The organism is Roseivirga seohaensis subsp. aquiponti (genome assembly GCF_001267955.1).
GTDB lineage: Bacteria > Bacteroidota > Bacteroidia > Cytophagales > Cyclobacteriaceae > Roseivirga > Roseivirga seohaensis.
The window spans coordinates 17987-41173 of sequence record NZ_JSVA01000004.1 but is presented as its reverse complement, the minus strand read 5'-3'; the positions used below and the strand labels follow the sequence as shown (position 1 = coordinate 41173).

Annotated in this window: 27 protein-coding genes; 11 read left to right on the top strand and 16 right to left on the bottom strand. The window is 38.2% G+C overall.

Annotated features, from left to right (window positions below):
- Positions 1-11: 11 nt before the first annotated feature.
- Positions 12-2654 (bottom strand): WG repeat-containing protein, encoded by a 2643-nt coding sequence (locus tag OB69_RS02560; protein ID WP_053222132.1) that lies wholly within the window; start codon positions 2652-2654, stop codon positions 12-14.
- A gap of 332 nt (positions 2655-2986) precedes the next feature.
- On the opposite strand from OB69_RS02560, the gene OB69_RS02555 reads away from it, so the two are divergent.
- The 3 genes from OB69_RS02555 (at position 2987) to OB69_RS02545 (ending at position 4650) form a co-directional block, all read left to right on the top strand.
- Positions 2987-3181, top strand: coding sequence for a helix-turn-helix transcriptional regulator (locus OB69_RS02555; protein WP_053222131.1), 195 nt, complete (start codon positions 2987-2989; stop codon positions 3179-3181).
- 53 nt (positions 3182-3234) lie between these two features.
- A complete protein-coding gene (locus tag OB69_RS02550) occupies positions 3235-3738 on the top strand; it encodes a DUF4920 domain-containing protein (protein WP_053222130.1) in 504 nt (167 codons plus the stop codon).
- A 69-nt stretch (positions 3739-3807) separates the two neighbouring features.
- Complete coding sequence (locus OB69_RS02545) at positions 3808-4650, top strand: hypothetical protein (RefSeq protein WP_053222129.1); 843 nt, start codon at positions 3808-3810, stop codon at positions 4648-4650.
- Between the two features lie 138 nt (positions 4651-4788).
- Here OB69_RS02545 and OB69_RS02540 read toward each other — a convergent pair whose 3' ends face one another.
- The 4 genes from OB69_RS02540 to lepB form a co-directional block, all read right to left on the bottom strand.
- Complete coding sequence (locus OB69_RS02540) at positions 4789-5805, bottom strand: DUF4407 domain-containing protein (RefSeq protein ID WP_071426686.1); 1017 nt, start codon at positions 5803-5805, stop codon at positions 4789-4791.
- A 379-nt stretch (positions 5806-6184) separates the two neighbouring features.
- Positions 6185-7432, bottom strand: coding sequence for a M14 family metallopeptidase (locus OB69_RS02535; RefSeq protein ID WP_053222127.1), 1248 nt, complete (start codon positions 7430-7432; stop codon positions 6185-6187).
- A gap of 57 nt (positions 7433-7489) precedes the next feature.
- Positions 7490-7936: a hypothetical protein gene (locus OB69_RS02530; protein ID WP_053222126.1), complete on the bottom strand. Its 447-nt coding sequence runs from the start codon at positions 7934-7936 to the stop codon at positions 7490-7492.
- On the bottom strand, positions 7936-9327 hold the full coding sequence (lepB, locus tag OB69_RS02525) for a signal peptidase I (RefSeq protein WP_245620769.1): 1392 nt from the start codon (positions 9325-9327) through the stop codon (positions 7936-7938). The genes OB69_RS02530 and lepB overlap by 1 nt, the downstream gene beginning before the upstream one ends.
- Here lepB and OB69_RS02520 point away from each other — a divergent pair.
- The 4 genes from OB69_RS02520 (at position 9317) to OB69_RS02505 (ending at position 12143) form a co-directional block, all read left to right on the top strand.
- On the top strand, positions 9317-9952 hold the full coding sequence (locus OB69_RS02520) for an ABC transporter ATP-binding protein (RefSeq protein ID WP_053222125.1): 636 nt from the start codon (positions 9317-9319) through the stop codon (positions 9950-9952). The genes lepB and OB69_RS02520 overlap by 11 nt on opposite strands.
- Complete coding sequence (locus tag OB69_RS02515) at positions 9949-11202, top strand: ABC transporter permease (protein WP_053222124.1); 1254 nt, start codon at positions 9949-9951, stop codon at positions 11200-11202. Before OB69_RS02520 ends, OB69_RS02515 begins: the two co-directional genes overlap by 4 nt.
- Position 11203: 1 nt before the next feature.
- Positions 11204-11665, top strand: a complete 462-nt coding sequence (locus OB69_RS02510) for a hypothetical protein (protein ID WP_053222123.1) — start codon at positions 11204-11206, stop codon at positions 11663-11665.
- 70 nt (positions 11666-11735) lie between these two features.
- On the top strand, positions 11736-12143 hold the full coding sequence (locus OB69_RS02505; RefSeq protein WP_053222122.1) for a hypothetical protein: 408 nt from the start codon (positions 11736-11738) through the stop codon (positions 12141-12143).
- A 2-nt stretch (positions 12144-12145) separates the two neighbouring features.
- Here OB69_RS02505 and OB69_RS02500 read toward each other — a convergent pair whose 3' ends face one another.
- Genes OB69_RS02500 through OB69_RS02490 form a run of 3 tightly spaced genes read right to left on the bottom strand, consistent with a single transcriptional unit; the run spans position 12146 to position 13796 of the window.
- On the bottom strand, positions 12146-12604 hold the full coding sequence (locus tag OB69_RS02500; protein ID WP_053222121.1) for a c-type cytochrome: 459 nt from the start codon (positions 12602-12604) through the stop codon (positions 12146-12148).
- Positions 12601-13245 carry an SCO family protein gene (locus tag OB69_RS02495; RefSeq protein ID WP_053222120.1) on the bottom strand — a complete coding sequence of 215 codons (645 nt, stop codon included), beginning with the start codon at positions 13243-13245 and terminating at the stop codon, positions 12601-12603. Before OB69_RS02495 ends, OB69_RS02500 begins: the two co-directional genes overlap by 4 nt.
- Positions 13246-13250: 5 nt before the next feature.
- Positions 13251-13796, bottom strand: a complete 546-nt coding sequence (locus tag OB69_RS02490; RefSeq protein WP_053222119.1) for a CopD family protein — start codon at positions 13794-13796, stop codon at positions 13251-13253.
- A gap of 130 nt (positions 13797-13926) precedes the next feature.
- Here OB69_RS02490 and OB69_RS02485 point away from each other — a divergent pair, with 130 nt between their 5' ends.
- On the top strand, positions 13927-14394 hold the full coding sequence (locus OB69_RS02485; protein WP_053222118.1) for a nuclear transport factor 2 family protein: 468 nt from the start codon (positions 13927-13929) through the stop codon (positions 14392-14394).
- 11 nt (positions 14395-14405) lie between these two features.
- Here the strand turns inward: OB69_RS02485 and OB69_RS18540 are convergent, their stop codons facing one another.
- The 7 genes from OB69_RS18540 to pgi all read right to left on the bottom strand — a co-directional run bounded on the left by OB69_RS18540 (position 14406) and on the right by pgi (position 19959).
- The gene (locus tag OB69_RS18540; protein WP_157608471.1) at positions 14406-14567 is read right to left on the bottom strand and encodes a hypothetical protein; all 162 of its coding nucleotides are present in this window, start codon (positions 14565-14567) and stop codon (positions 14406-14408) included.
- A 220-nt stretch (positions 14568-14787) separates the two neighbouring features.
- The gene (locus OB69_RS02480) at positions 14788-15186 is read right to left on the bottom strand and encodes a hypothetical protein (protein WP_053222117.1); all 399 of its coding nucleotides are present in this window, start codon (positions 15184-15186) and stop codon (positions 14788-14790) included.
- A gap of 64 nt (positions 15187-15250) precedes the next feature.
- Positions 15251-16360, bottom strand: coding sequence for a glycoside hydrolase family 113 (locus OB69_RS02475; protein WP_053222116.1), 1110 nt, complete (start codon positions 16358-16360; stop codon positions 15251-15253).
- Entirely contained in the window at positions 16357-17079 is a 723-nt protein-coding gene (gene lipB / locus OB69_RS02470; RefSeq protein ID WP_053222115.1) for a lipoyl(octanoyl) transferase LipB, read from the bottom strand. Before lipB ends, OB69_RS02475 begins: the two co-directional genes overlap by 4 nt.
- 34 nt (positions 17080-17113) lie before the next feature.
- A complete protein-coding gene (locus OB69_RS02465) occupies positions 17114-17302 on the bottom strand; it encodes a hypothetical protein (protein ID WP_053222114.1) in 189 nt (62 codons plus the stop codon).
- Between the two features lie 13 nt (positions 17303-17315).
- Entirely contained in the window at positions 17316-18305 is a 990-nt protein-coding gene (locus OB69_RS02460) for a type I phosphomannose isomerase catalytic subunit (protein ID WP_053222113.1), read from the bottom strand.
- A complete protein-coding gene (pgi, locus tag OB69_RS02455) occupies positions 18298-19959 on the bottom strand; it encodes a glucose-6-phosphate isomerase (RefSeq protein ID WP_053222420.1) in 1662 nt (553 codons plus the stop codon). The genes OB69_RS02460 and pgi overlap by 8 nt, the downstream gene beginning before the upstream one ends.
- A gap of 65 nt (positions 19960-20024) precedes the next feature.
- Here pgi and OB69_RS02450 point away from each other — a divergent pair, with 65 nt between their 5' ends.
- Positions 20025-20369, top strand: a complete 345-nt coding sequence (locus OB69_RS02450) for a YraN family protein (protein WP_053222112.1) — start codon at positions 20025-20027, stop codon at positions 20367-20369.
- A gap of 11 nt (positions 20370-20380) precedes the next feature.
- On the opposite strand, the gene OB69_RS02445 is transcribed toward OB69_RS02450, so the two are convergent.
- Positions 20381-21208, bottom strand: coding sequence for a toxin-antitoxin system YwqK family antitoxin (locus tag OB69_RS02445; protein WP_053222111.1), 828 nt, complete (start codon positions 21206-21208; stop codon positions 20381-20383).
- Positions 21209-21725: 517 nt separating this feature from the next.
- Between OB69_RS02445 and OB69_RS02440 the strand changes: the two genes are divergently transcribed.
- On the top strand, positions 21726-22829 hold the full coding sequence (locus OB69_RS02440) for a Fic family protein (protein ID WP_053222110.1): 1104 nt from the start codon (positions 21726-21728) through the stop codon (positions 22827-22829).
- 4 nt (positions 22830-22833) lie between these two features.
- On the top strand, positions 22834-23061 hold the full coding sequence (locus tag OB69_RS18390; protein ID WP_082338046.1) for a hypothetical protein: 228 nt from the start codon (positions 22834-22836) through the stop codon (positions 23059-23061).
- Positions 23062-23187 lie beyond the last annotated feature (126 nt).

The following is a 23187-nucleotide window of genomic DNA, read 5'->3' as shown; positions in this document are numbered from 1 at the left end:
TTGTAGTTTTTTCAATTTTTAGGGCAAGCTATTTTAAAATATTCATCCTGTTTAAAAGTCTGTGTAAACAGTTTATTACCATTTTTGTCGAAGTAGATTACCACATAAATATTGGCTTCTCTTACAATCTTCACTGCAAAATAAATAGGATCATTGGTTGTGCCTAGTACTTTTATTTCATCATAGGTTGCTTCTATAAATTCGCCTCGCGTATTACTGTAAACTCCCTTTCCGTTTTCTGTGGTAATCAATAATTTTTTCTCTTGAGAATTTTCTTCAAGCATTTTATAATTTAGGATTCCCTCATAATGTAGAGACTCATCTCGGATGTTATGTAAAAACCATTCGTTTTCAATTCTTGCTAAGGCTACGGTGTCGGTAAAATATTTAACTTCATCATAATCAAAAGCGCTCAATTCTCTGTTTTTTGTGGAAATAAAACCTTTAAGCTTGCCCTTGGTAGCCACCATCACGGTGTCGGAATAAGGTTCAATAAGCTTATCGTAAGTAGGGGGGATTTTAATCTGTTTTTCAATATTGATTACACCTACTTTTCCTTTATCTAAAATGCTAACATAACCGTTTGTGTTGGAGCCAATTCCATCATAAATAAAGTTCAACACATAGTTGCCAGTACTATCGGTAAGGGCCGCGTTTTTTTTCTGTAGACGGATTAAGTTAGGGCCTAGCGCGACTGCATCTTCCAGTGTAATGCTAAGAATTTCCCTTCCAAAGCTATTGTAAATCTTTCTCGCTTTTTTGGGGCCTGTAAGCATTAAAAAGTCGAACTCTACTTTTGCTCCCGTACTCACATAACTCTGAGGTATCAGGAGTTTCGGTTCCCAGCCTTTCTTAATGTCAAGTTGTTTGCCGTTGTAGAATAGAGCAGTGGTTTGCTCTTCTTTTTTTAGCATAACTATGTTTTCGCCCCAAAGCCCTAATGAGTCGTAATTATATTTTGGTTGAAATTTTCCGGCCTGATCTAGCAAAGCCCATTTGCCATCTTTTTTCAGTCCAAGCCAACGCTCACTTTCAACCACTTTTTCGTAGTGGAGGTCTTTTAAGGATAAATACTTGTTGTGTAATAGTTGAATCCCTTTGGCAGACTTTAGTTGCCAACCGTAAGTTTTAGGGTATATTTTATAAGTGCCGAAGGGAATTAAAGTGTTGAGTTGAGTATCTAAAATAGCCTCTTGCCCATTTTTAACTACCCAAAAATTTCCATCATCAAGAAGCTCAACTTCTTCATATATAAAGTCTAGGTCCACTTTGTCGCCATTGGCGGCTGGAAATAGCGTTTCAGTTTTTGCCAGTGCAATTCCTTCTTCTTTTTCAAGCCAAATGAAATTTCCAATGGTATCAATATCGATAAACTGATGGCTTAGCAGAGGCTTTTTATTAATGGTGGTTAAGCCATAAAAGCCGTTTTGTTCTGTTCTAATAAATCGCGAATTCAAAACGGCAGTGGACGACATTGGCTGATCAATAATCAGCTCGCCCGATTTATGAACAAGCATGAAGCCCGATTCGCTTTCTATTTGGATATAGCCAAAACCAACATCGGAAGCACTATCAAAGTCTCCTTCATAAATTACGGTTCCGTTTCGCGCAACGATTTGCTGTTTACCACCTTTTTCACCTAGAACAAAATCAGCCAATTGAGGCGAGCATAGACAGTTAGTGTCTACTTTATCGAAACCTGTTTTAAGTGTGGTTTCGGCTTTACTATTTATGAAGCTGATTTTTCCGTCCTCAATTTTAGGAAGCCAATAGCCCGCCTCTAATGCATTTACTTTTTCAATCGAATCCTTTGCCGTTTGAAACTTAAAATATTTGAAGAAATCTTGATCGGGGTACAGTTCCTTAAACAGTTGATAAAGTCTCGGGATGCTTTTTCTTGTAAGTTTTTGGTTAGGATATTTTTTTAGAAAATCGGTATAGTCTTCTATTTGGTTGGTGGCTGTAACAATTTCGTAAATGTCCTTTTCTACCGATTCGTGATAAGGCGTTTCAGGATGTTCTTCTAAAAAGCTTGTCAAGCTTTCCAATTTGCCATCAGCTGTTTTTTCTTCAAAAAGCAGTTTTTCATAGAGGGGCTTGGCCTTTCCATAATCTTCTGCTTTCGGGTACTTCGTCATAAAAGTCAAATAGCTCTGCCATGTATGAACGGCCGCAGCATCTTCAAAAGCAATGTGATTTCTTAGCTGAATTGCCTCGGGTATTTGGTCGGCATCAGCATGTTTATTTATAAACCCGTTGTAATCTGAAATAGTGTGTTTGCCTTTAATAACCTCAAACTTCAGCTTATCAATTTTATCTTTTTGCTGTTGCAAAGCAGCTGAGTCAATGCCGAGCTCTTTTAAGTTGTCTAAATCTTTGCTGTCCTTAACTTGTTTGAAATTAGAAATGGCCTTATTCACAAAATGATAGGCAGAATCGATACTGTAACTTTTAAAAAGGCTATCGATAAAAATTTTTGAATACAAAAAATTGCCTGCCGGATTCAGGCTGTCCTTCTCTAAAGACTTGTTCAGCACTTCAATGGCTTTTTCTGTATCTCCTTTTTCATATAGACGAAATGCACGAGTAGGAATCTCTAAACTGAAGAGAGATATTAAAATAACACCAACAAATAGCTGAATCCCTTTTGACATAGTGATTAATGAAAGGCAAAAATAACAAACATAAGCGCAATACGGTAGGTTATCAGGTTCCTTTTAAGGATAGAGAGCGTTAACTGGTTTCTGGAGTTGTAAACCTCAAGAAACGAAGCAGTTGTACCGATTGTCACGTTTCTTCAAGAAAATAATTACGGATCATAATTGTTGAATAATGGGTTTTAAGATGCTCTTCATGTTGTTTCAGCCATAATTCGAACCTTGATTTCTCATATTTGATGAGATTTATATAAAAGTATTGTGGAATTGACGTTAACAGTTAGCAAATTGCAACTAGAATTCTCTGAATTCTAAAAAACCTCAATCAAATGAATAAGATAAAAGCCGTTCTTCGGGAGCAAGGCCGTACTCAGGCGTGGCTATCCGAAAAAATTGAAAAAAGTTACGTAGTAACTACCAATTACGTAAACAACAAGACCCAGCCAAGTTTACATGTTTTGTACAAAATAGCTGAAGTATTAGATATAGATGTAAGAGAATTGCTGGTTCCGTCAAAGCCTTAAGAGCGTTGTTCCTTAACTAATCTGTTGCTATTTTTGCATTAAATAACGATATCATGAAGAAAATTAGCATACTATTACTTATCGCCCTTTTCGTTTTTTCTTGCGCAGGTAAGAAAGAAGAAGTTAAGTGGGACGAATCTATCGTAGTGGGGTATTACGGAGAAAAAATCAACAATGAAAACATCATCTCTGTAGAAGAAATGATGAATCAGTTGAATGAAAGTGATTCTATAATGGTAAAAGTGGAAGGTGAAATTACTTCTACTTGTGCTATGAAGGGTTGCTGGATGAACCTTGTTCTTCCTTCTGGTGAAGAAATGAGAGTAACTTTTAAAGATTATGCATTCTTTGTTCCAAAAGAAGGAATGGAAGGAAATAGAGCTATTATTGAAGGTAAGGTAAAAAGGGTTATGACTGATGTAGCAACTCTAAAGCATTACGCTGAAGATGCTGGCAAAAGCGTAGAAGAAATTGCTGCTATTACAGAAGATAAAAACGAATTGGCCTTTGAAGCCTCGGGGGTTATTATTTTAAATAGTGATGAGAAAAGTCTTTAAAGCTTATCCTTAAAAATATGAGAAGCCATCTGTTGAAAAACGGATGGCTTTTTTTAAACCTATTAACGTATGAAAAAATTCTCTCTAGTCCAGTCAGTATTTATTATAGCGAATCTTTGCTTAGTGGTCAGCACCCAAAGAGCGTTTCCACCTTCAATATATAATGAACTTGACATATCGAATGGACTACTTATTGGGAAATGGGAGTTAGTTGATGAGTATGAAGTTGACGGCTTAGGTAAGAAAATAGATGTGGAGGATTTGTTTAGACCTTTAGTTGAGCTTGGTGATAAGTCAGAAAGTAACTCGACAAAAGTTAAGAAGGTGAGGGACGTAAAACTGACATTTAACACGCAAGGAGAAGGCTTTAACAATGAACTGGGCTATGGTTTTAGCTATTCATTTAAAGACTCAATACTTGATATGGGGCGTAGGTATAAAGTCGTGGAGTTAAGTGACAGTACTTTAAAGCTAAAAGAACAATCAGACCTCATGTCATTGTCAGGAGGCTTTGATTTTTTGATCTTTAAGCGGATTAACTCAGTAGATGTTGCAAGTGCGCGCACAAAAATGAAGGAGCTAATTGTTGGCAATTGGCAATGTGACAATTTGATTCGAGTAAAGACCGATGGCAATGCTTATTTTGAAGACAAGGAGCATATAGTGGATACACTAGGGGATAACATAAAAGTTAATCTGTACTTCTCGTTTGATGTTAGCAGATTTGAGTTTGGACAAAGAGGTGGAAGAACGGGCGCCTTTGTTTATGACCTAGTTGATAGCATGATTAATGTGGAGGGAATGCATTTTTTTACGATCATAAAAATTGATCAGGATTCTATGTCTTTATTAGGGCAGCATTCACCTGAAAATGAAGATAGATACATATGGAAGATGTCGAGGGATGAATAAAGGAGAAGGGGCTTGCTACATATTCAAAATTATGATCTACAAGCGCTTTAAAAGACAGGTGCTCGCCAAAGACAAGCACCAGTTACAGTAATAGGTAAGTGAGCACTTATATATAGTAGTAAACAATCAGTTGCTCATTCAATTCCCTGGAAACGTAGAATATCCCTTCACCTTTTCATAGGTGTTGTGATCCATTTCGGCTAGTTTTTCTATGTTATGGTTTTTGTAGAAGTGTTCTCTGATTTCCAGCATTTCGTCATAAGGCCCACGGCCAGAAATGAGCTTGGCTAGAATAGGGGTACATTCTAATAAAATGAAAAGTAGCATAATGAAAATATTGGCAAAATGAATGGCTGTATTTTCTTCTCCCAAAATTCTTAATGCCTGTAATTGAGCCGCCATTCCGTTCCAAGGGTTACGTTTTAGGTTGGCAATTTCAGTTTGCTTGGCTTCGAAAAGGGCATCCCATTCTTGTTGTTTATTTGCAATCAGTGGCAAGTTTAGGGCTTGTAATTCAGCCAGCTCTTTTTGCGCTTGATCGGCATCTGCTTTTTTGATTTGATAAATAGGGCCGGCATTTCTTTTTCCCGAACCACCCGTGCCATCGGCTTCCTCCTGAGCCGCTTTGGCTAGCTCATCACGCTTTTCTGTTTTGGCAACTATTTCAGCTTTTAGATTACTAATTTGACCATCGATTGTAGCCAATTGAGTGGTGTACCTTCGCTCTAAATCAATAATCTCTTTCTGATAAATTTCTTCTTCGAGTGTAATCAGTTTTCGATCGATTTCTTTTGAGAAAATGCGTAATTCAAGAGGTTTTGAAATTACAATGGCCAGCATAATGGCCAACAATATTCGGGGAGAAGCGGTTAAAAATTCTCTTCCAAAACCCTTCTTGTTTTTCCGCATGGTAGAAACAATAAAGCGGTCGAGGTTGAAAATGATGGTACCCCAGAGTAGGCCAAAGGCCAGTGCCCACCAAACATTTTCAAAAACGGTATGAAAGGCATAACCACCAGAAAGCGCGGCTAAAACGCCAGTGAAGAAAACGGCAGCGCCTATTCCAGTGTATTTTGAAGCATCGGTGGGACATCGGTTCAATAATGAGCGGTTGACCCCCGCACAGAACCAGAAAAATTCTTTGAGATGTTGCATGTTGTTTGAGTTGTTGACCTTTGGACTATTTGACCGTCCGGTTTTAGGTTGTTGGAAGAACAACGTAATGAGTATCAAATATGTTGTGTTGACCAGTACCTTTTTATACAAGGTAGTGGTTTTGAATATATTTTGCTAGAAAACAGGAGTGTGAATTGGCTTAATACTTACTATCGGTAACCACTGTCCCCCTCAACCTAAAACATTAGAATTGGGCAATGGAGATAATTGGAGGGGGCTAGGTGAAGGATTTCAGCTATGAATGAAAAACCAACACACCATTGTGTCCTTACTAGATTACAATGGTCTTTTTACTTACAAGCGCATAAGAAGATGGGTATTCGCCACAGGCAAGCACCAGTTATACCCTTGATTACTTTTACCTCTCCCCATTATATTCCTCTAAAAGCAGTTTCATCATTTCTTGGGCGCTTACTTTGCCTTTTTCTTTGATCAAATTTCTGGGGGTGTCATCACCAATTTCGTAGGTAATGCCTTCGGCTTTAAACTGGCTATAAAACCAGTTTTTAGAAACGGCTGAACCCACTGCTGCTGGGCTTATTCTGCCTTGGTCTTGAGGCACGCGTTCAAAAATATTCTCAATCCAGTCTTTAGAAAAACCTTGAATTACTGACTCTACGGTGTCGTGATAAGTGTAATAGACATCGGAAAAAGTGGAATGGAAATCGAGGCCGAGTTTTACTTCACCACCAGAAGCATTTACTTTTTCAACAATGTCGGAACAGACTTGTTCTATTTCTGGCTGTCTATAAAAAGCCCAATCACGGTTTAAATCTACCCCACCCGTATTGTGCCTCCAATGGCCTAGATCTACGCCATCGGGGTTAAGCATCGGATATACGATTAATCTGTACTGGTCTAAAAATTTATTGCTGAGCTCGCTATCGTTCACGATTTCTTCAAGAAAAGCCATCATGGCCAAGTTGCCCGTTACTTCTGGGGGATGTTGCCTACTGAGCACCACCACTATGTCTTTTCCTTCTGCGCTACCATTGGTGATGTCCATATTGAGCAGGTCGCGGCCTAATTTCGATTTTCCAATTACCTCATGCTGAGTTTTGGCAGATGAGAATGACTGAGTCCATTCCAGCATATCTGAAGAGTTGATAATTTCTTGAGCAGCAATGTAGAGCGTGTCTGCGCTAAGGTTTACGGTCATGGTAGCGCTTTTTCGATCTTCAGCCACGGTGAACTTTGTACTGTCTATTGCAGTCCAGTTTTCTCTGTCGGTACTTATTTTTGGCCAATAACGATGTCTTCCAAACCCATATTTGAGTGTAATATCAACGGTCTTTTCATCTTCAGAATAAATTCTAAAAGCAAACCAAGCACTTGGGTTTATGGGGGTGTTTTCGGGACTAATTTCTACTTGATAATGGTTTTTGCCAATCGAAGTAAAATTGTTCATTCGGGCACCATCAAATAAATTATCGGCTGTTACGCCTTCGTTTGTAAGGGAATAACTGCGCTTTTCTTGAGGAGCTATTTCTTTATCGTGGGTGTCGTTTTTTTGCGCGTAATCAAATTCAGTAAGTACATACTCCGGTTTGGTTTCGCAAGAAATGAGGAATAAGGCCAAAACAGCCAAAGAAAAAAATGCTTTCATTTTTCAATATGTCTACTGAAATGAAAGCATGCAATTAAGTTCTTATAAGTGGTGTGTCTAGTCTTTTACTTCTTCTACCTCAACATCGTTGAGTATGTACATTAAGCGCAAAGGGTCGTCTGAATTTAGGGTAAGTACTCCCGTTACTCTAACTTTCTTTTCAGTAAACTTTACCTCCTTTTTACTAAACACTTCGGCTACGGTTTCAGGGCCAGCACCACCGCAAAAAAAGCAATTGGCAAATGGCAAAGAAGACAACACAAAGTAGTTTTCGCCCCTTAGTTCATCCAATGGAATCATCCAGCCCTCAAGGCTGATTTTTTTCCCGTTAAGGGCTTTTACCTGGCTGGCAAAATTATAATGCTCGACATCAATACTCAGGATTTCATCAAAGCTCTTTTCAACGGTTACATTGGAAAGCGTCTTCCACATGTTTTTTTCTTGAGCAAAGGCAGAGGTAGTAATTCCTAAAATTAACAGTGTGAAAATCAGTCTTTTCTGCATTATTTTATTAAATCAAATATTCTGTTCCAACGAATGCTTTCGAAGAATCCAGCCTCAGGGTTGGTTCTATCCACAGACCAGAAAATGAACAATGGCTTTCCTACAATATGATCTGCAGGTACAAAGCCCCATGAACGAGAATCTTCAGAGTTGTGACGGTTATCACCCATCATAAAGTAGTAGCCTTGCTTGAAGGTGTACTCTGTAATTTTTTGTCCTTCAATAAATACTTCACTTCCTCTAATTTCTACATCATCATTCCCTTCGTAATGCTCAATTGGAGTACGGTACAAATCTACGTTTTCTGGTGTAAGTTGAATGGTTTGCCCTTTTTCAGGCATGGTCAAAGGGCCAAAAGAGTCGATTGTCCAACCAAAATCCGTTACAGGGTTATAGGCAGTATATTCGGCCCCTAAATACTGTTGTGATTCAGGGAAAGCCGTGTAGCCTTCACCTTTTTTGTAAACTACTTTCTCAACACTGGTAACGAAATTCAGTTTAGCCAGTTTATCGGCTTGCTCTTGGCTGGTGTTCATATAAAAACCCAGTTTTCCATTGTATTGGTAGTTTGGAGAAGCCGTAGTGGCATAAGTGTCCATCGGGTTATCATCGGTATAATCTGTTATACCTAATTCTCTCATATATCTTGGATGAATTCCGTTTTGAGTTTCCACAAAATAGCTGGTTTGCATATTTGGAGGGTTTTCCATTGGTTCTCCATTGATGTATACTTGTTGGTCGCGTACTTCTAAAACATCACCAGGAATGGCCACGCAACGTTTTACATAGAATGTCTTAATATCAGTTGGATATTTTAAGTCTGGCGGGTAGTTGAAAACTACAGGCTCTCCTCTTCTTACTTTTCTAAAACCCGGTAATCTGTATTGCGGAAGTTGAATTCCGTCCCAGTAAGATGGAATACCAGATCCCCAAAAATCTTGATGCGCCAAAGGAAATTTTATAGGTGTTTTAGGCGTTCGGGCGCCATAGTGTAATTTGCTAACGAAAAGGTGATCGCCAATGAGCATGGAGTTTTCCATGGATCCTGTAGGAATAGCGTAGGCTTCAATAAATAAACCTCGGATAATAGTGACCGCTATTAACGCGAAAAGCACGTCATTGAAGAGTTCTCTAAAGAAACCTTTCTTCTGTTTTGGTGCCTTGTCTTTTTTCTTTTTAAAGAAATCCAACATATAAATCTTCAATTTTGAGTAAGCTGTAAAGGTATTATTTATTCTTAAAAATTCGAGACATTCAAAAGAGGAATGACTTTTATTGAAACGTAGGAGCGCTATAATGGTTATTCTGCCCAAAACTCCACCATCGGTTGCCATTTTTAAATACAAGTTGGTTACTTGCAATTGAATTTTTGAAAGGGATATGATAACCATAGAAAACCTAAATTTCGGATATTCAGAAAAGCGACTTCTGTCCATTTCCCATATGGAAATTAAAGAGAAGCAGCATCTGATGATTCTTGGCAAGTCAGGAAGCGGGAAAACCACTTTGCTCCACATTCTTGGTGGACTGTTGAAACCTGTTCAGGGCAAAGTGCTCATTGACGGCACCGATTTGTATAGTCTTTCAGGTACTGAAATGGATAAATACCGAGGTCAAAACATTGGACTAGTTTTTCAGAAAGCGCATTTAATTTCGGCACTTACCGTGAAAGATAACCTTTTATTGGCGCAGTATTTTTCTGGAATTCCTCAAGATAAGGGGCGCATCAAAGAAGTTTTAAACACCTTGAACTTGGGTGAAAAACTCAATTCTAAGGTAAGGCAATTGAGCCAAGGAGAGCAACAAAGAGTGACCATTGCTAGGGCTTTGCTGAACAACCCACGTGTGCTTTTGGCCGATGAACCTACCGCAAGTTTAGATGACGACAATGCGGACAGTGTAATTCAGCTGCTGAAAGAACAAGCCGAAAACCACAATGCTTCATTAATAATAGCTACTCACGACCAGCGCGTGAAAGATGCTTTTGATTTACAACTAAACCTGAACGAGCAATGAACCTGTTTTTACTTAGTTGGAAATATATAAAGGATAAACCCCTCAATACATTCTTAAATGTATTGCTCATGGGCTTAGGAATCGCCATTATTTTGGTACTGTTAATTCTCAATTCTCAGTTGGAAGAAAACCTATCCAAGAACAAAAGGGGAATTGATTTGGTAGTGGGGGCGAAGGGAAGTCCACTGCAGTTGATTTTAGCGAATGTGTATCACATCGATTTCCCAACTGGAAATATAAAATTAGATGAGGCGAAAGCATTAACTCGAAACCGTCAGGTGAAATCGGCAATTCCTTTGGCTTTGGGCGACAACTACCAAGGCTTTAGAATAGTAGGCACTAACCACGATTACGTAAAGCTTTATGAAGGAAGTCTGGCGTCTGGCGATTTGTGGAAATATAATTTGGAATGCACTATAGGCACGAATGTGGCCATGCAATTGGGGCTTAAAATTGGTGATGAGTTTTTTGGAGCACATGGCTTGAGCGATACAGATCTTGATCACGATGAGGCCAGCTATAAAGTAGTGGGCATTCTAGAGCCTAGTAATTCGGCTTTGGATAAACTCATTTTAACCAATATTGAAAGTATTTGGCAAGTACATGAACATACAGATGAAGAGGGAGACGAAGACCATGATAACCACGATCACGAACCAGTGTTGGGGTCTGCTTATGAAACAGGTTTGCCAGAAGGTGGCTCGGATGCTGAAATCACCTCAATGTTAATTCAGTTTAGGTCGGCTATGGGGGCGGTTGTTTTGCCTCGAATGATTAACAGCGACACCAATATGCAAGCAGCGTCTCCTGCTTTTGAAACCCAGAGGTTGTTTTCACTTATGGGAATTGGGGTAAACATGATCAAAAGCTTTGCGTATATAATCATCGTAATTGCAGGATTAAGCATTTTTATTTCTCTTTACAATGCCCTGAAAGACCGAAAATACGATTTGGCCATTATGCGATCGTTGGGTGCCTCAAAAACCAAATTGTTTATTCATGTAATTTTTGAAGGCATTATAATTACCACAATTGGTGGTGTATTGGGCTTTTTGCTCGGTCATGGTTTAGTAGAATTCTTAACCGGGCTTTATGAGAAATCCGAAGCCATTGGTATTTCAGGAATGGTTTTGGTAAAAGGTGAATTCTACGTGTTATTAATTAGCGTGGGTGTAGGGGTGTTGGCCTCAATTCTGCCAGCATTCAATGCATATAGAACACAAATTTCGAAAGTATTAGCGCAAGAATGATATGAAAAAAATATTGATAGTACTATTAGTCTCAGTTGTATCGGCAGGGCTTAATGCCCAAGAACCTAAAATTTCAGGAGCAAAATTATGGAAAACCTTAACGGAGGTTACCTATGAGATTTCTAAAGATGAATATGGCGATGTTTACCTTCCTGTTTTCAGTAAAGAAATTCAGGCGGTAGAAGGCCAAGAGGTTGAAGTGGATGGCTACATTATTCCTTTTGAAGGAATGTTCAAGCCTACCCAATTAATTATTTCTTCATTACCAATTAGTGAGTGTTTCTTTTGCGGGTCTGGAGGGCCAGAAACGGTGATGGAAGTTACCATGAAAGAGCAAATTAAGTACACTACCAAACGAATAAGAATAAGAGGTAAACTGGCATTGAATAAGAAAGACCCAGACAAGCTGATGTATATTTTGAAAGATGGGGTATTTGCTGGTTTAGCTTACGATAGCTACTAGTTTATTCTTTCTAAAATTCTTTGTGGCTTAGATTGCCAAAAGTTAGCTTTACGCCAAATTAATAATCGTTATGAAAAGAGCTTTTTCGTTATTTGTAATTATACTGTTCGTTTTTGCTTGCGAAAAGAAGGAGGATAAGTTTGATACTCTTAAAACCGAAGTTTTCGCCATTCACGATGAAGTAATGCCGAAAATGGGTGAGCTGATGTCGCTTAAAAAGAAGATACTCGATAAAGTGGAAGGCAGTGCAAACCCTGATGAACTTAGAGGCATCGCTTTGAGCTTAGAGAAAGCACAAGAAGGTATGATGAGCTGGATGAACGATTGGAGCAAAAACTCTACTCCACATGTAAACAATGAGTCTACTGAAGAGGAGAAAATGACTTTTATTAATGCCGAAATCGTAAGAGTCAAAAAGGTTAAGGAAGATATCAACAGCAGTATAGCGGCAGCCAAGAAAGCTTTAGAGAACAATTAAAGCTATTCTTTCTCCGAAAGGCTGGTAATCACTTCTTCCGTGGTAAAGCTTCCTATTCCGTTTCCCCAGGTATTTCCTATATAGGTAAGAATCTCAGCTACTTCAATGTCAGTTAATTTAGGGTTAGCTGGCATTGGCTGGTTATACTCAATTCCGTTTACGGTAATGGGGCCATTTAAGCCATACTTTACTATTCTGGGTAAGTTGGCTCTATTGTTTTTCATGTAGTCAGACTTGGCCAAGGGAGGAATTAGTTTTCCAAGCCCTTCCCCATTTTCCATGTGGCAGTTTTGGCAAATGGATTTATATAGCCTTCGTCCGTTTGAATAGTATTGGGTTTCCTTATGGTCGAAGTCGCTCAGGGTATTATTTGGCACTTCGTTCTCAACAGCTTTTTTATTATCTGAACAGCCCGAAGCCATGCCTAATATGACGGCTAATATGAATAGCTGTTTTTTCATTTCTTTTCGTATTCACTTAAAAGTCGGTCAATATCATTCATCAGTATATCAACATCAGCAGCAACTGTACCGTCATAAAAACCTCTTACTCTTCTTTCCTTGTCTACCAAAATAAATGCACCACTATGAATGTATCCGCCTTCTGCAGAGGCATCTTCGCCTACCTGAACCATGTAGCCAGCTGCTGTTCCTAAGTCATAAATCTCTTCTTTTTTACCCGTTACAAAATGCCAAACATCGTTATCCATAATGCCAATGCGTTCCGAATAGTCTTTTAAGTAAGCAACAGTATCATGGTCTGGGTCTATGGTATGCGATATAATACCAAACTCCGGGTTTGATTTGAAACGGTCATAAATACGGAGCATTTGCTGCTTCATTACTGGGCAAATAGTAGGGCATGTGCCGAAGAAAAAGTCAGCTACATAAACCTTGTTTTCGAAGGTTTTAGGGGTTACCTCGGCACTGTCTTGATCTACAAAACTGTAATCTGGAATCGTATGATAAACCGTGTCTATTTTTCCGTTTACTTCTACATAATCAGTTCTTCCTAAAATAGGGAGTTTATTTTTTTTCTGTGAGTTACATGCAGAAAATCCGAATGCAAAAATTAAAGTGATAACTGCCAATTGCTTTTTCATACCTACTATTTATCTCCTTTTTGATTTCTTATTCTTTTGTAAATTCTAATACCCAACATTAAAAGTACTGCTACTAACACAAAACCAATGGTTCCCTTAATCCAGTTGAGTTCGTTTTTCAATACGATTAAAAAGACCACAGAGATTAAGATAATTGTGGCAATTTCATTGAATATGCGCAGTTGGGTTGAAGTGTATTTTATAATGTCGTTTTGAAGCTGCTTATAGAGCTTGTGGCAAGCGAAATGATACACATAGAGTAGCAAAACGAAACTTAGCTTAATCTGCATAAATGATAACGAAAGCATAGCAGGATTGCTGATGACCATCCAACTTCCAAAGAATAGAGTGAGTATTGCTGAAGGCCAAGTAATAATGAACCACAAACGGTTGGACATTAACTTTAATTGAGCCCCAAGAATGGATTTGTCTGGCTCTGGTTTTTCAGAAGCTTCAACCTGATAAATGAAGAGCCTTACAATATAAAATAGCCCTGCAAACCAGGTGACTATAAAAATAATGTGTAACGCTTTTATGTAAGGATCAGCCATTTCACTTGTTTGTGCAAAGGTAAACCGAAAACGTTTTCGACCTAATTATTATGCTAAGAAAGCGTCTAAATTGGTTATTGACGGTCACGGTTTTTTAGTAGAATGTTTAACTTGTTGGAAAAGGAAGAAAATGAAAAAGATATTTACCCTAGGAGTTACCCTAACTATGTTGGTTTTAACTCAAACTACAACGCTCAAGGCACAGTCGGATGAAGTCATAATTAAAGAAACGATTATGACAATGTTTAACGGAATGAGAAAAGGGGATAGCACTATGGTGCGTTCAGCATTTGCTGACAAAGCTATTTTACAAACTATTAACAAAGACAGAACTGGGAAAGCTGTAGTGTTGGATGCTGGGTTGAAGGGTTTTCTGAACGCAGTTGGAACCCCACACGATCAGGTTTGGGATGAAAAAATTGAATTTGGGAATATATTAATTGATGGAGATCTGGCCTCCGTTTGGACTCCTTATGAATTTTACCTTGGTGATAATTTTTCGCACTGCGGGGTAAATTCCTTTCAACTTTTTAAAGGAGAAAACGGCTGGAAGATTATCTATTTAGTAGACACCAGAAGAAAAGACAATTGTAAGTAGCTTTCAAAGTGTTATCTACTACGCTTATAATGGGCGTCAATGATATCTCTAACAGATACTCTTTTACGCACGATTGTTTCGGTAGTTAGAGGGCTATTGTACTTTTGAGAAATGGCTGTTGTTTTTTCTCTACCAGACTCATTCTGCTTGTGGTTCGGGCTAAATTGTTCCATTAGTTCTTTTTTTAACTACTGTTTAAAATTTAACAAACTGGTCTAGTCGAGTCTCAATCGAAAGTATGTAATTGGTAGCGGTAAACAAACTTTACTGACAAAAGTACTTTACTATCTTCGATCAGTTTAAAATAGACAATTTGTTTATACGCTTTACAGAATACTTACGCTTATCTTGGTTTATACCCTACCAAAAAGAGCTGGGCTTGTGTTAAGGTTTTTATTGGGCGTAAACTCCTTTGAGCCCAAGCTCTTCAATGTCTTGTAACTCGAATTCATTGAATGGAGCAATTATGAATTTTTTATCGAATAACTCACCAACAATATAATAGCTAATCCAAAATTCATTTTGGAATGAAAATACTTCAGGACTAATCATTTCAAAGGGAGCGGTGCTTTGGGCTTCAATTGTTTCTAAAATATGCCTTAATGTAGATGTGTTTCTTCCCGTTCCATTGGGTTTTTCTTGACCTTTGGAAACTACTAGCACATCATTCAGTTCAATCAAGTTTTTGTTAATGATATAGGCATGCCATTCACTTTCACCTAAATTATTTGTGCTTTTGGCAATTGCTATTTTAACACCGGTGACTTCCGGAAATGAGATGTCTTTTTTCATAACAAGTTCTTGATGTGCTTTATTAGAAAGGCAAAACTAATAATCAAGATTGAAAACTCTTAGGTTATTTGAATTTAGCGAATGAATCAATAATCACTTGTTCTGCTTGCTTTTTCTGAGGGGTGAAATCAATATTGAATTCACTTGAATTTCGTGAGTTACCATAGTTGGGGTACCATTTCCAGATGTGTAAACCAGCAAACCAAGGTTTGTCCATTACTTCATCAAAAAGTGCTTGATACGCATTGGCTTGCGTTTCTTCAGAAAAAATCTTTTCTCTTTCTTCAGCATTTATTCTTTGCGGCCATTCCCAAGGGTCAATGCCAGCATCTTTGGTGCTTTTATAACCTACTTCGGTAAAAAGGATAGGTTTATCGTACTGAATAGAAAATTCTTCTAAATTTTTAAGTGGTATTGCCCAGCCTTTTCTAAGGTCGTCTACCGAAGGGTTCTCTTTGTCTGTTAACGGAAAGTAGCCTTGTACACCTATGTAATCTAGCGCATCCCAAAATTTAACGTCTTGGTATTCGTCCGAAAAGTTTGCAGCATAAGTGAGTTCTCCAGAATAGATGGTCCTTATTTTAGCAATAAGTTTTCTCCAATCCTCCTCTCGCTCAATGCAGGTTTGATGCAGTTCTGTGCCAATACAGAGCATTTCCATTTCAGCATCTTCTGCTACTCGAGCGTAATGAAGTATAAAATCTTCATAATCTGAAAACCATTTTTGCCAGTCTTCTTCCGTTTTCATTTTGATTTCGCCACGCCATTTTCCTTCTTGGTCGCGAAGCCAGATGTGTGGTTTTAGTATCGTTTTTATGCCGTTTTCCTTAGCGTATTGAGTGGTTATCTTGAGTCCTTCATCTCTTTCTCCCCACCAACCGTTTTGTTCTTCTCTGCCATGATTCCCTCTCACTTCAGGGTTGTCATATCCACTTTGCCAGCCAAAAGGAGTTTGAGATATCCAGTTAATGTTTCTCCCAACCAGTGATTGTATTTCGGCTTCGGCTACTTCTCTAGAACTGGCTACCCAGCAAATACCACGGTGTTTTTCGTGATATGGAATATTTATTAAAGATTTTGGGGCAGATTTAGAGTTCGAGAATGCAAAATACAAAACCGCAATCAAAAGGATTGGGGTAATGGTAATACCAAGTTTTTTGTAATGCTTTCTCAAAGAATCTCCATTTGGAATACTTCAGCAATATGGTGAATTAATTTTTGCTGAATGTCTGCCATATTTACGATATGGCCTAATTCTTTGTTTAAAGAGGTGACTTCTTTATCGTCAATACCACAAGGAACAATGTGGTTAAAGTAACTTAAGTCTGTATTAACATTGAGGGCCAAGCCGTGCATGGTTACCCACCGGCTTGTTTTTACCCCCATTGCACATATCTTACGTGGGTTTTGGGCGCCTTTTTCAAAGTCGACCCATACCCCAGTAAGCCCATCAATACGGCCAGTATTTAGGCCGTATTCCCGTAGAGTGAGGATTACTGCTTCTTCCAGATATCTCAAGTATTTATGAATATCTGTGAAGAAATTTTCGAGATCAATTATCGGATAAACAACTAATTGCCCAGGGCCGTGGTATGTAATGTCACCACCTCTGTTAATCCGATAAAATTTCGCGAAATGCTTTTCTAATCCATGCTCATCTAAGAGCAGGTTTTCCATAGACCCACTTTTGCCAAGAGTATAGACATGAGGATGTTCGCACAGAATAAGATAGTTGTCTGTAATAGTTTGTAATTCGGCTTTTTCAAGCTTTCTATTTTCAATTTTCCGATCGACCGTTTTTTTAAAAACAGTTTCCTGGTAATCCCATACACGTTGGTAATCTTCTGCACCCAGATTGATTACTTCAACAGCCTTATTAGTTAGAATATTCATGTCTTACGCGAAACAGCTTTATACACACACACTTTTAAGCCGAAACCTCAGGACCTTCAACTTGGTCAACAGATAATACACGTACGTTTTTCGTGATTAATCGGTTGGCCTTGCGAAGTGCTGAAGTATGATTTCGCGCTGGAAACTCTTTCTTTACCACAGTCTCATCCTTTAGGTTTAAGAAAGTGGCTTCAAAGTTTTTCATATTCTTTTTTCCAGCCATGCCCAAAAGTAGCTTAAGGTAAGTAGGTTTCCAACATTTTGAAGCCCAAATTTGTTCTAATGTGTACTTCTGGAAACTTTTGTGGCACTAAAACTGCATTTCCCTTACTAATTTTTGCTGTTTGACCCAAAGTTGTAATTTCTGCTTCTCCTTCTAGACATACATATATTATGAATGAGTCTTTGTTGTAATGCTCACGGATAATACCAGTAGAGAATTCTAACAGGTTTGTTTTAAAGAATTCAGACTCTACTAAAGGGACAACCTCGTTTAGTTTTTTTTGCACTTTTATTTTGTAGTCCGAATGTGTGTCATAGTCAAGCGCATCAATAGCTTCTTGTGTATGTAGTGTTCGTTTATTGCCTTTTTCATCTTTTCGGTCAAAATCATAGATACGGTAGGTAACATCTGATGACTGCTGTATTTCGGCAATTAAGAGTCCTTTACCTATTGTGTGTACTCTGCCAGCGGGTAAGTAAACTGCATCACCTGCTTCTACAGTTTCTTCATTTAGGATGTCTATTAAAGTTCCATTATTTAAATGATCTAGGTACTCTTCTTTGCTGATGTCTTTGTTAAAACCGCTAATGATTTTAGCGCCTTGGTTGGCCTGTAGAACATACCACATTTCGCTTTTACCCAAAGAATTATGTCTTTCTTTAGCAAGCTTGTTATTCGGGTGGACTTGGATACTTAAGTCTTGTGCGGCATCAATAAACTTAATGAGTAAAGGGAAATTGTTGCCGTATTTTTTGTATACTTTTTTACCTACAAACTCTTCTTTAAACATGTTAGTGATTTCGGGAATGGTCATGCCTTTAAGCGGTCCCTCGCTTACCTTTGAGAGATTGCCTTCCACTCCAGATATTTCCCAGGTTTCTCCACAATTTTTTAAGGGTGAAAAGTCTTTGCCTAGAACATCTCTAATTTTTGTTCCTCCCCATATTTTCTCTTTAAAAATGGTGTCGAATTTTAATGGATAGAGGTATTTCTTGTCAGTCATTGCCTAGAGTCATTTTCTTGTATGTATTTATTAACCCATTGGTAGAACTATCGTGACTTTGTACTTCGCTTTCATCTTGCAATTCGGGGAGAATTTTGGAGGCTAATACTTTGCCCAACTCTACACCCCATTGGTCAAAGCTGTAGATATTCCAGATAATTCCTTGTACAAAAATCTTATGTTCATAAAGCGCAATGAGAGAACCTAATGTTTTTGCATTAAGTTTTTTAACGAGGATAGAGTTTGAGGGTTTATTACCTTCAAAAACTTTGAACGGGGCTGTTTTATTAATTTCAGTTTCTGATTCTCCGGCTTTGGTTAATTCATTAACAACCTCGTCATACGATTTGCCATTCATAAGCGCTTCGGTTTGTGCAAAGAAATTCGATAGCAAAATGGAATGGTGATTACCTATCGGGTTTTGGCTTATGGCCGGAGCAATAAAATCACAAGGGATTAATTTTGTGCCTTGATGAATAAGCTGGTAGAAGGCGTGCTGTCCATTTGTACCTGGTTCTCCCCAAACTATTGGGCCAGTTTGGTAATTGATTTTCTGTCCAGAACGATCCACTGATTTGCCATTACTTTCCATATTTCCTTGCTGAAAATAGGCGGCAAAACGATGCATGTATTGGTCGTAGGGTAGAATTGCCTCACTGTCGGCTCCAAAGAAATTTGTGTACCAGATGCCCAGCAAGGCTAGAATTACAGGTGCATTTTTTTCGAAAGGCGTTTGCTGAAAATGTTCATCCATTTCAAAAGCTCCTATCAATAACTGCTCAAAGTTATCGTAGCCGATGGTGCAGGCAATGGAAAGTCCAATAGACGACCAAAGCGAATAGCGGCCACCTACCCAGTCCCAAAAAACAAACATATTGTCTGGGTCGATACCAAAATCCACTACCGATTCTTGATTGGTAGAAATGGCAATAAAATGCTTAGCAATGTCAGTTTGGTTTCCTCCTTGGCTTAAAAACCATGTTTTGGCCGTATGGGCATTGGTCATGGTTTCTTGAGTAGTGAAAGTCTTTGAGGCAATCATGAATAAGGTTTCCTCCGTATTTACCTTCTTTAATACTTCGGAAATGTGTGTGCCATCTACATTTGAAACAAAATAAGTCTCAATGCCAAAAGTATTGTAGTTCTTTAACGCTTCCGTAACCATCACTGGGCCTAAATCTGAGCCACCAATACCGATGTTTACAATTTGCGTAATTGGTTTTCCGGTGTACCCAATCCACTTGCCAGCAGTTACTTTGTTGGCGAAAGTCTTCATCTTTGACAAAGCAGCTTTAACCTCTGGCATTACATCTTCCCCATCTACCATTATGGGTTTGTTCGACTGGTTTCTGAGTGCAGTATGCAGTACAGCTCGGTTTTCCGTTTGATTAATTGCTTCACCTGAAAACATTAAATCAATTGCTTCTTTCAACTGGCATTCTTTCGCCAAACTGAGTAGTAATTTGATTGTTTCTTCTGAAATACGGTTTTTAGAATAGTCAATTAAGATGTCGTTGAATTGAATTGAGAATTTCTCAAACCTTCTGGGATCTTCAGAAAACAGTTGCTTCATATGTACATCAGCTGTTGCGCTGAAATGTTTGGAGAGCGCAGCCCATGATTTAGTCTGGGTAGGGTTAATAGATTGAAGCATCATTGCGTTTTTGAATTGACATCACCTTTATAATGCCTAAATTAAGGAGGACTTGTTTTGATACAATGCAATCGTTTGGAAAAAAAGGAGAAGATTTAGCCGTAAGCTTTCTGAAGAAGAAGGGTTATCGAATTTTGCATCGGAATTTCAGATATAAAAAGTCTGAGATTGATATTATTTGTTCAAAGGCTGGTTTGTTAGTTTTTGTGGAAGTGAAATCTAGGTCAAGTAAGGCTTTTGGTCAACCAGAGAGTTTTGTTTCAAAAAGCCAAGAGCAAGCAATTTTAAAGGCCTCTGAGGCTTTTGTTTTGGACGAAGATTGGCATGGTGATATTCGCTTTGATATTATTGCGATTTATAAAAATGGCCAAATTGAAGAGATTGAGCATTTTGAAGATGCCTTTTATTAGAAGGGCAGGCCTTATTTTATTTTTGGTGATTCGTATAATACATTGGCAAACCTGTCCGATTCTTTTCGAATATAGGTTCTGAAATGTTTTTGGTAAGGGTCTGGAGGGAATTGGATTTCACGCTTTGCAATAACCCGAGTGGTGTTGTTATAGTATTCGGTCCAAACACCGACTTTCTTATCAAACTCATAATAACCGCGCACGGCTACTCGGCCATTTTCATAAAAGTAATAATAGGTGCCTTCTTTTTTTCCGTACTGAATGGGGATCACTTCTTTTACTTTGGTCTTCTCGGCATCGTAATAAGTGATTTCCGAATCTCTATACCAACCTTTTGAATAGTGTTCTTTATCGGTGAGCATTTGATCTCTTGTTAAGCTTATCCATCTCTCATGCTTCACCCCATGAAAGTACATGCCTTCTTCTACTATTACGTCATTTATAAGTCTTTTGTATGGGCCGTGAAGCACATTTTCTATCAGTCCAGCCCTCGATTTCGCATCTGCAATTTGCCTTTTGTTGTGGTCGTAAACATAAACAATAGGGGCATAGGCGTCTACTTCAACGGCTTCTTTCAATACATAGAATTCTTCGATTTGATTTCGGCCTTGTACTTCCGTAACAGTCCACCTTCTTTTGGTTTTTTCACCATAGAAAGTGTTTTTTTTAACTTTTAAGTCTACATCGGTCAGTGTGTCTTCAGCATCTAAGTCGATGGAAATGTTGGGCTTCTCTATTTCCTCGGTTTTCGCCTTTTCGTTCTTCTTCTCTTTTTTGCTTTGTGCAACGAGAAGTGCTGGAGAAGCCATTAAGAATATGAAAAGAATGAATTTTTGCATTGCCCAAAAATAACGAAAAAAGTATGGGAGTATTTCCTAAAGGAGTTAAAACACGAAATGTAAAATAACAATCTTGGGGTGTGCACTCAAAACCGCTATATTAAACAGTTGAAGCGACTTGGTGAACTTGCAGTAATTGATGAAAAATTAATCTCTTATGTTGCCTGACATACGTTTGCAACTTTGGCTGATCAAATGGAAATTCCAATTACCGCTATTAGTCAATGTTAGGTCATGGTCGGAATTCTACAGCTCTGATTTATTTGGCTGGTTTAAAGAATAGTACCTTAGATAACTATAGTGAAGGAATTTTAGGATTAGCCTAATAGGCCGCTTAATCACAATTTTAGATCAGTGATCTATAACATCAGCCATTATAGATCATTTTTCTGCCTTTAAATGATTTGTAAAATAGATTTTTATAGATCATATTTATATACTATTATGATTTATACCGCTCGGTTTTATAGATCAAAGCATACAACATAAAGAGCTTTAAAATATAGGTTGATCAATCATGACGTGGAATTGGAAACATAAAAATTGGCCTCAATTTATTTATAATGAAGAGGATTTTAGAGAACAGGAACGGCAATTTTTTGAAAAGACAGGCATACTCTATGGCAGCTTTCAGCATATTGATGCGGATGATCAAGAGGACTTGAAGATTGACTTAATTAGCCAAGAGGCAGTTAAAACTTCAGAAATTGAAGGAGAGATTTTAAACCGCGATTCCATACATTCCTCTATTCGAAGACAGTTTGGGTTGCAAACAGATCATAAGCGAATAGAGCCTGCGGAGCAGGGGATTGCAGAAATGATGGTTGATCTATACCGTAATTATGATACTCCGTTGACAGAGGAAACCCTTTTTTCTTGGCACGAAATGCTAACGAATGGCAGAAGAGATTTAATAGACATTGGGCGTTATCGAACGCATGAAGATCCTATGCAGATTGTATCTGGTCATATGGGCAGACCGATTGTTCACTTTGAAGCACCACCTTCAAAGCAAGTAATGGAAGAAATGAAATCTTTTTTGGCATGGTTCAACCATACAATCAAAGGTGAGAAAAATGAATTACCGGCTTTGATCAGAGCGGCTATTTCACATTTGTATTTTGAGTGTATTCACCCATTTGAGGACGGTAATGGAAGAATAGGCAGAGCGATTTCAGAGAAATCATTATCTCAGAGCTTGGGTAGGCCAATGTTAATTGCTCTTTCTTACACGATTCAAGAGCATAGGAAGTCCTATTATGAGGCTCTAGAAAGCAACAATAAGGATTTAGATATCAGTGACTGGATATCATATTTTTGTGAAATAGTTTTAAAAGCTCAGGATTACACACAAAGTACAATCAGCTTTATTATTGAAAAAGGTAAGTTTTATAAGCGTTTTGAAAAACAATTGAATGAGCGCCAATTGAAAGTTGTAGAACGAGTCTTCAGAGAAGGTTTTGGTGGGTTCAAAGGCGGATTGAGTGCTAAAAATTATCAAACTATCTCAGGCGCACCAAGTGCAACAGCAACACGAGACCTGACTAAAATGGTGGAGATAGGGGCATTTATAAAGACGGGAAATTTGAAGAGCACCCGGTATTTTTTGAATATCAATTAGAGATATGACTTTGGATGAATTGTTAGGCCATGAAGTTCTTCAACTTCCCAAAAGTTGGAGTAAAGATCGTTATGGTTCTTATCAGGCCGGTATATCTGGATATGGGCATAGGTATCTTGACATACTCAAAGGAGTAAATGATGTGGAATTATCAGGAACTATTCCTTTTATCGGTGATGTGAATAAGGAAATTTTAATTCAAGTTGCGACTGTCACATTACATACAGTTTGAAAATGTGTTGAGTCTTATTTGAATGAGGGTAATCCGCACAAAGCTTACAATGAATTTGCTGCTGGCTTTAACTTCAATCTGGATAGGAGTAAATCGTTACAGCCAAACTGTATGTTTGCATTTCAG

What these genes read in the sequence shown, in the direction of transcription:
- OB69_RS02560 (WP_053222132.1), bottom strand. Translation starts at nt 2,654, where the DNA reads ATGTCAAAAGGGATTCAGCTATTTGTTGGTGTTATTTTAATATCTCTC.
- OB69_RS02555 (WP_053222131.1), top strand. Translation starts at nt 2,987, where the DNA reads ATGAATAAGATAAAAGCCGTTCTTCGGGAGCAAGGCCGTACTCAGGCG.
- OB69_RS02550 (WP_053222130.1), top strand. Translation starts at nt 3,235, where the DNA reads ATGAAGAAAATTAGCATACTATTACTTATCGCCCTTTTCGTTTTTTCT.
- OB69_RS02545 (WP_053222129.1), top strand. Translation starts at nt 3,808, where the DNA reads ATGAAAAAATTCTCTCTAGTCCAGTCAGTATTTATTATAGCGAATCTT.
- OB69_RS02540 (WP_071426686.1), bottom strand. Translation starts at nt 5,805, where the DNA reads ATGCAACATCTCAAAGAATTTTTCTGGTTCTGTGCGGGGGTCAACCGC.
- OB69_RS02535 (WP_053222127.1), bottom strand. Translation starts at nt 7,432, where the DNA reads ATGAAAGCATTTTTTTCTTTGGCTGTTTTGGCCTTATTCCTCATTTCT.
- OB69_RS02530 (WP_053222126.1), bottom strand. Translation starts at nt 7,936, where the DNA reads ATGCAGAAAAGACTGATTTTCACACTGTTAATTTTAGGAATTACTACC.
- OB69_RS02520 (WP_053222125.1), top strand. Translation starts at nt 9,317, where the DNA reads ATGATAACCATAGAAAACCTAAATTTCGGATATTCAGAAAAGCGACTT.
- lepB (WP_245620769.1), bottom strand. Translation starts at nt 9,327, where the DNA reads ATGGTTATCATATCCCTTTCAAAAATTCAATTGCAAGTAACCAACTTG.
- OB69_RS02515 (WP_053222124.1), top strand. Translation starts at nt 9,949, where the DNA reads ATGAACCTGTTTTTACTTAGTTGGAAATATATAAAGGATAAACCCCTC.
- OB69_RS02510 (WP_053222123.1), top strand. Translation starts at nt 11,204, where the DNA reads ATGAAAAAAATATTGATAGTACTATTAGTCTCAGTTGTATCGGCAGGG.
- OB69_RS02505 (WP_053222122.1), top strand. Translation starts at nt 11,736, where the DNA reads ATGAAAAGAGCTTTTTCGTTATTTGTAATTATACTGTTCGTTTTTGCT.
- OB69_RS02500 (WP_053222121.1), bottom strand. Translation starts at nt 12,604, where the DNA reads ATGAAAAAACAGCTATTCATATTAGCCGTCATATTAGGCATGGCTTCG.
- OB69_RS02495 (WP_053222120.1), bottom strand. Translation starts at nt 13,245, where the DNA reads ATGAAAAAGCAATTGGCAGTTATCACTTTAATTTTTGCATTCGGATTT.
- OB69_RS02490 (WP_053222119.1), bottom strand. Translation starts at nt 13,796, where the DNA reads ATGGCTGATCCTTACATAAAAGCGTTACACATTATTTTTATAGTCACC.
- OB69_RS02485 (WP_053222118.1), top strand. Translation starts at nt 13,927, where the DNA reads ATGAAAAAGATATTTACCCTAGGAGTTACCCTAACTATGTTGGTTTTA.
- OB69_RS18540 (WP_157608471.1), bottom strand. Translation starts at nt 14,567, where the DNA reads ATGGAACAATTTAGCCCGAACCACAAGCAGAATGAGTCTGGTAGAGAA.
- OB69_RS02480 (WP_053222117.1), bottom strand. Translation starts at nt 15,186, where the DNA reads ATGAAAAAAGACATCTCATTTCCGGAAGTCACCGGTGTTAAAATAGCA.
- lipB (WP_053222115.1), bottom strand. Translation starts at nt 17,079, where the DNA reads ATGAATATTCTAACTAATAAGGCTGTTGAAGTAATCAATCTGGGTGCA.
- OB69_RS02465 (WP_053222114.1), bottom strand. Translation starts at nt 17,302, where the DNA reads ATGGCTGGAAAAAAGAATATGAAAAACTTTGAAGCCACTTTCTTAAAC.
- OB69_RS02460 (WP_053222113.1), bottom strand. Translation starts at nt 18,305, where the DNA reads ATGACTGACAAGAAATACCTCTATCCATTAAAATTCGACACCATTTTT.
- pgi (WP_053222420.1), bottom strand. Translation starts at nt 19,959, where the DNA reads ATGCTTCAATCTATTAACCCTACCCAGACTAAATCATGGGCTGCGCTC.
- OB69_RS02450 (WP_053222112.1), top strand. Translation starts at nt 20,025, where the DNA reads ATGCAATCGTTTGGAAAAAAAGGAGAAGATTTAGCCGTAAGCTTTCTG.
- OB69_RS02445 (WP_053222111.1), bottom strand. Translation starts at nt 21,208, where the DNA reads ATGCAAAAATTCATTCTTTTCATATTCTTAATGGCTTCTCCAGCACTT.
- OB69_RS02440 (WP_053222110.1), top strand. Translation starts at nt 21,726, where the DNA reads ATGACGTGGAATTGGAAACATAAAAATTGGCCTCAATTTATTTATAAT.
- OB69_RS18390 (WP_082338046.1), top strand. Translation starts at nt 22,834, where the DNA reads ATGACTTTGGATGAATTGTTAGGCCATGAAGTTCTTCAACTTCCCAAA.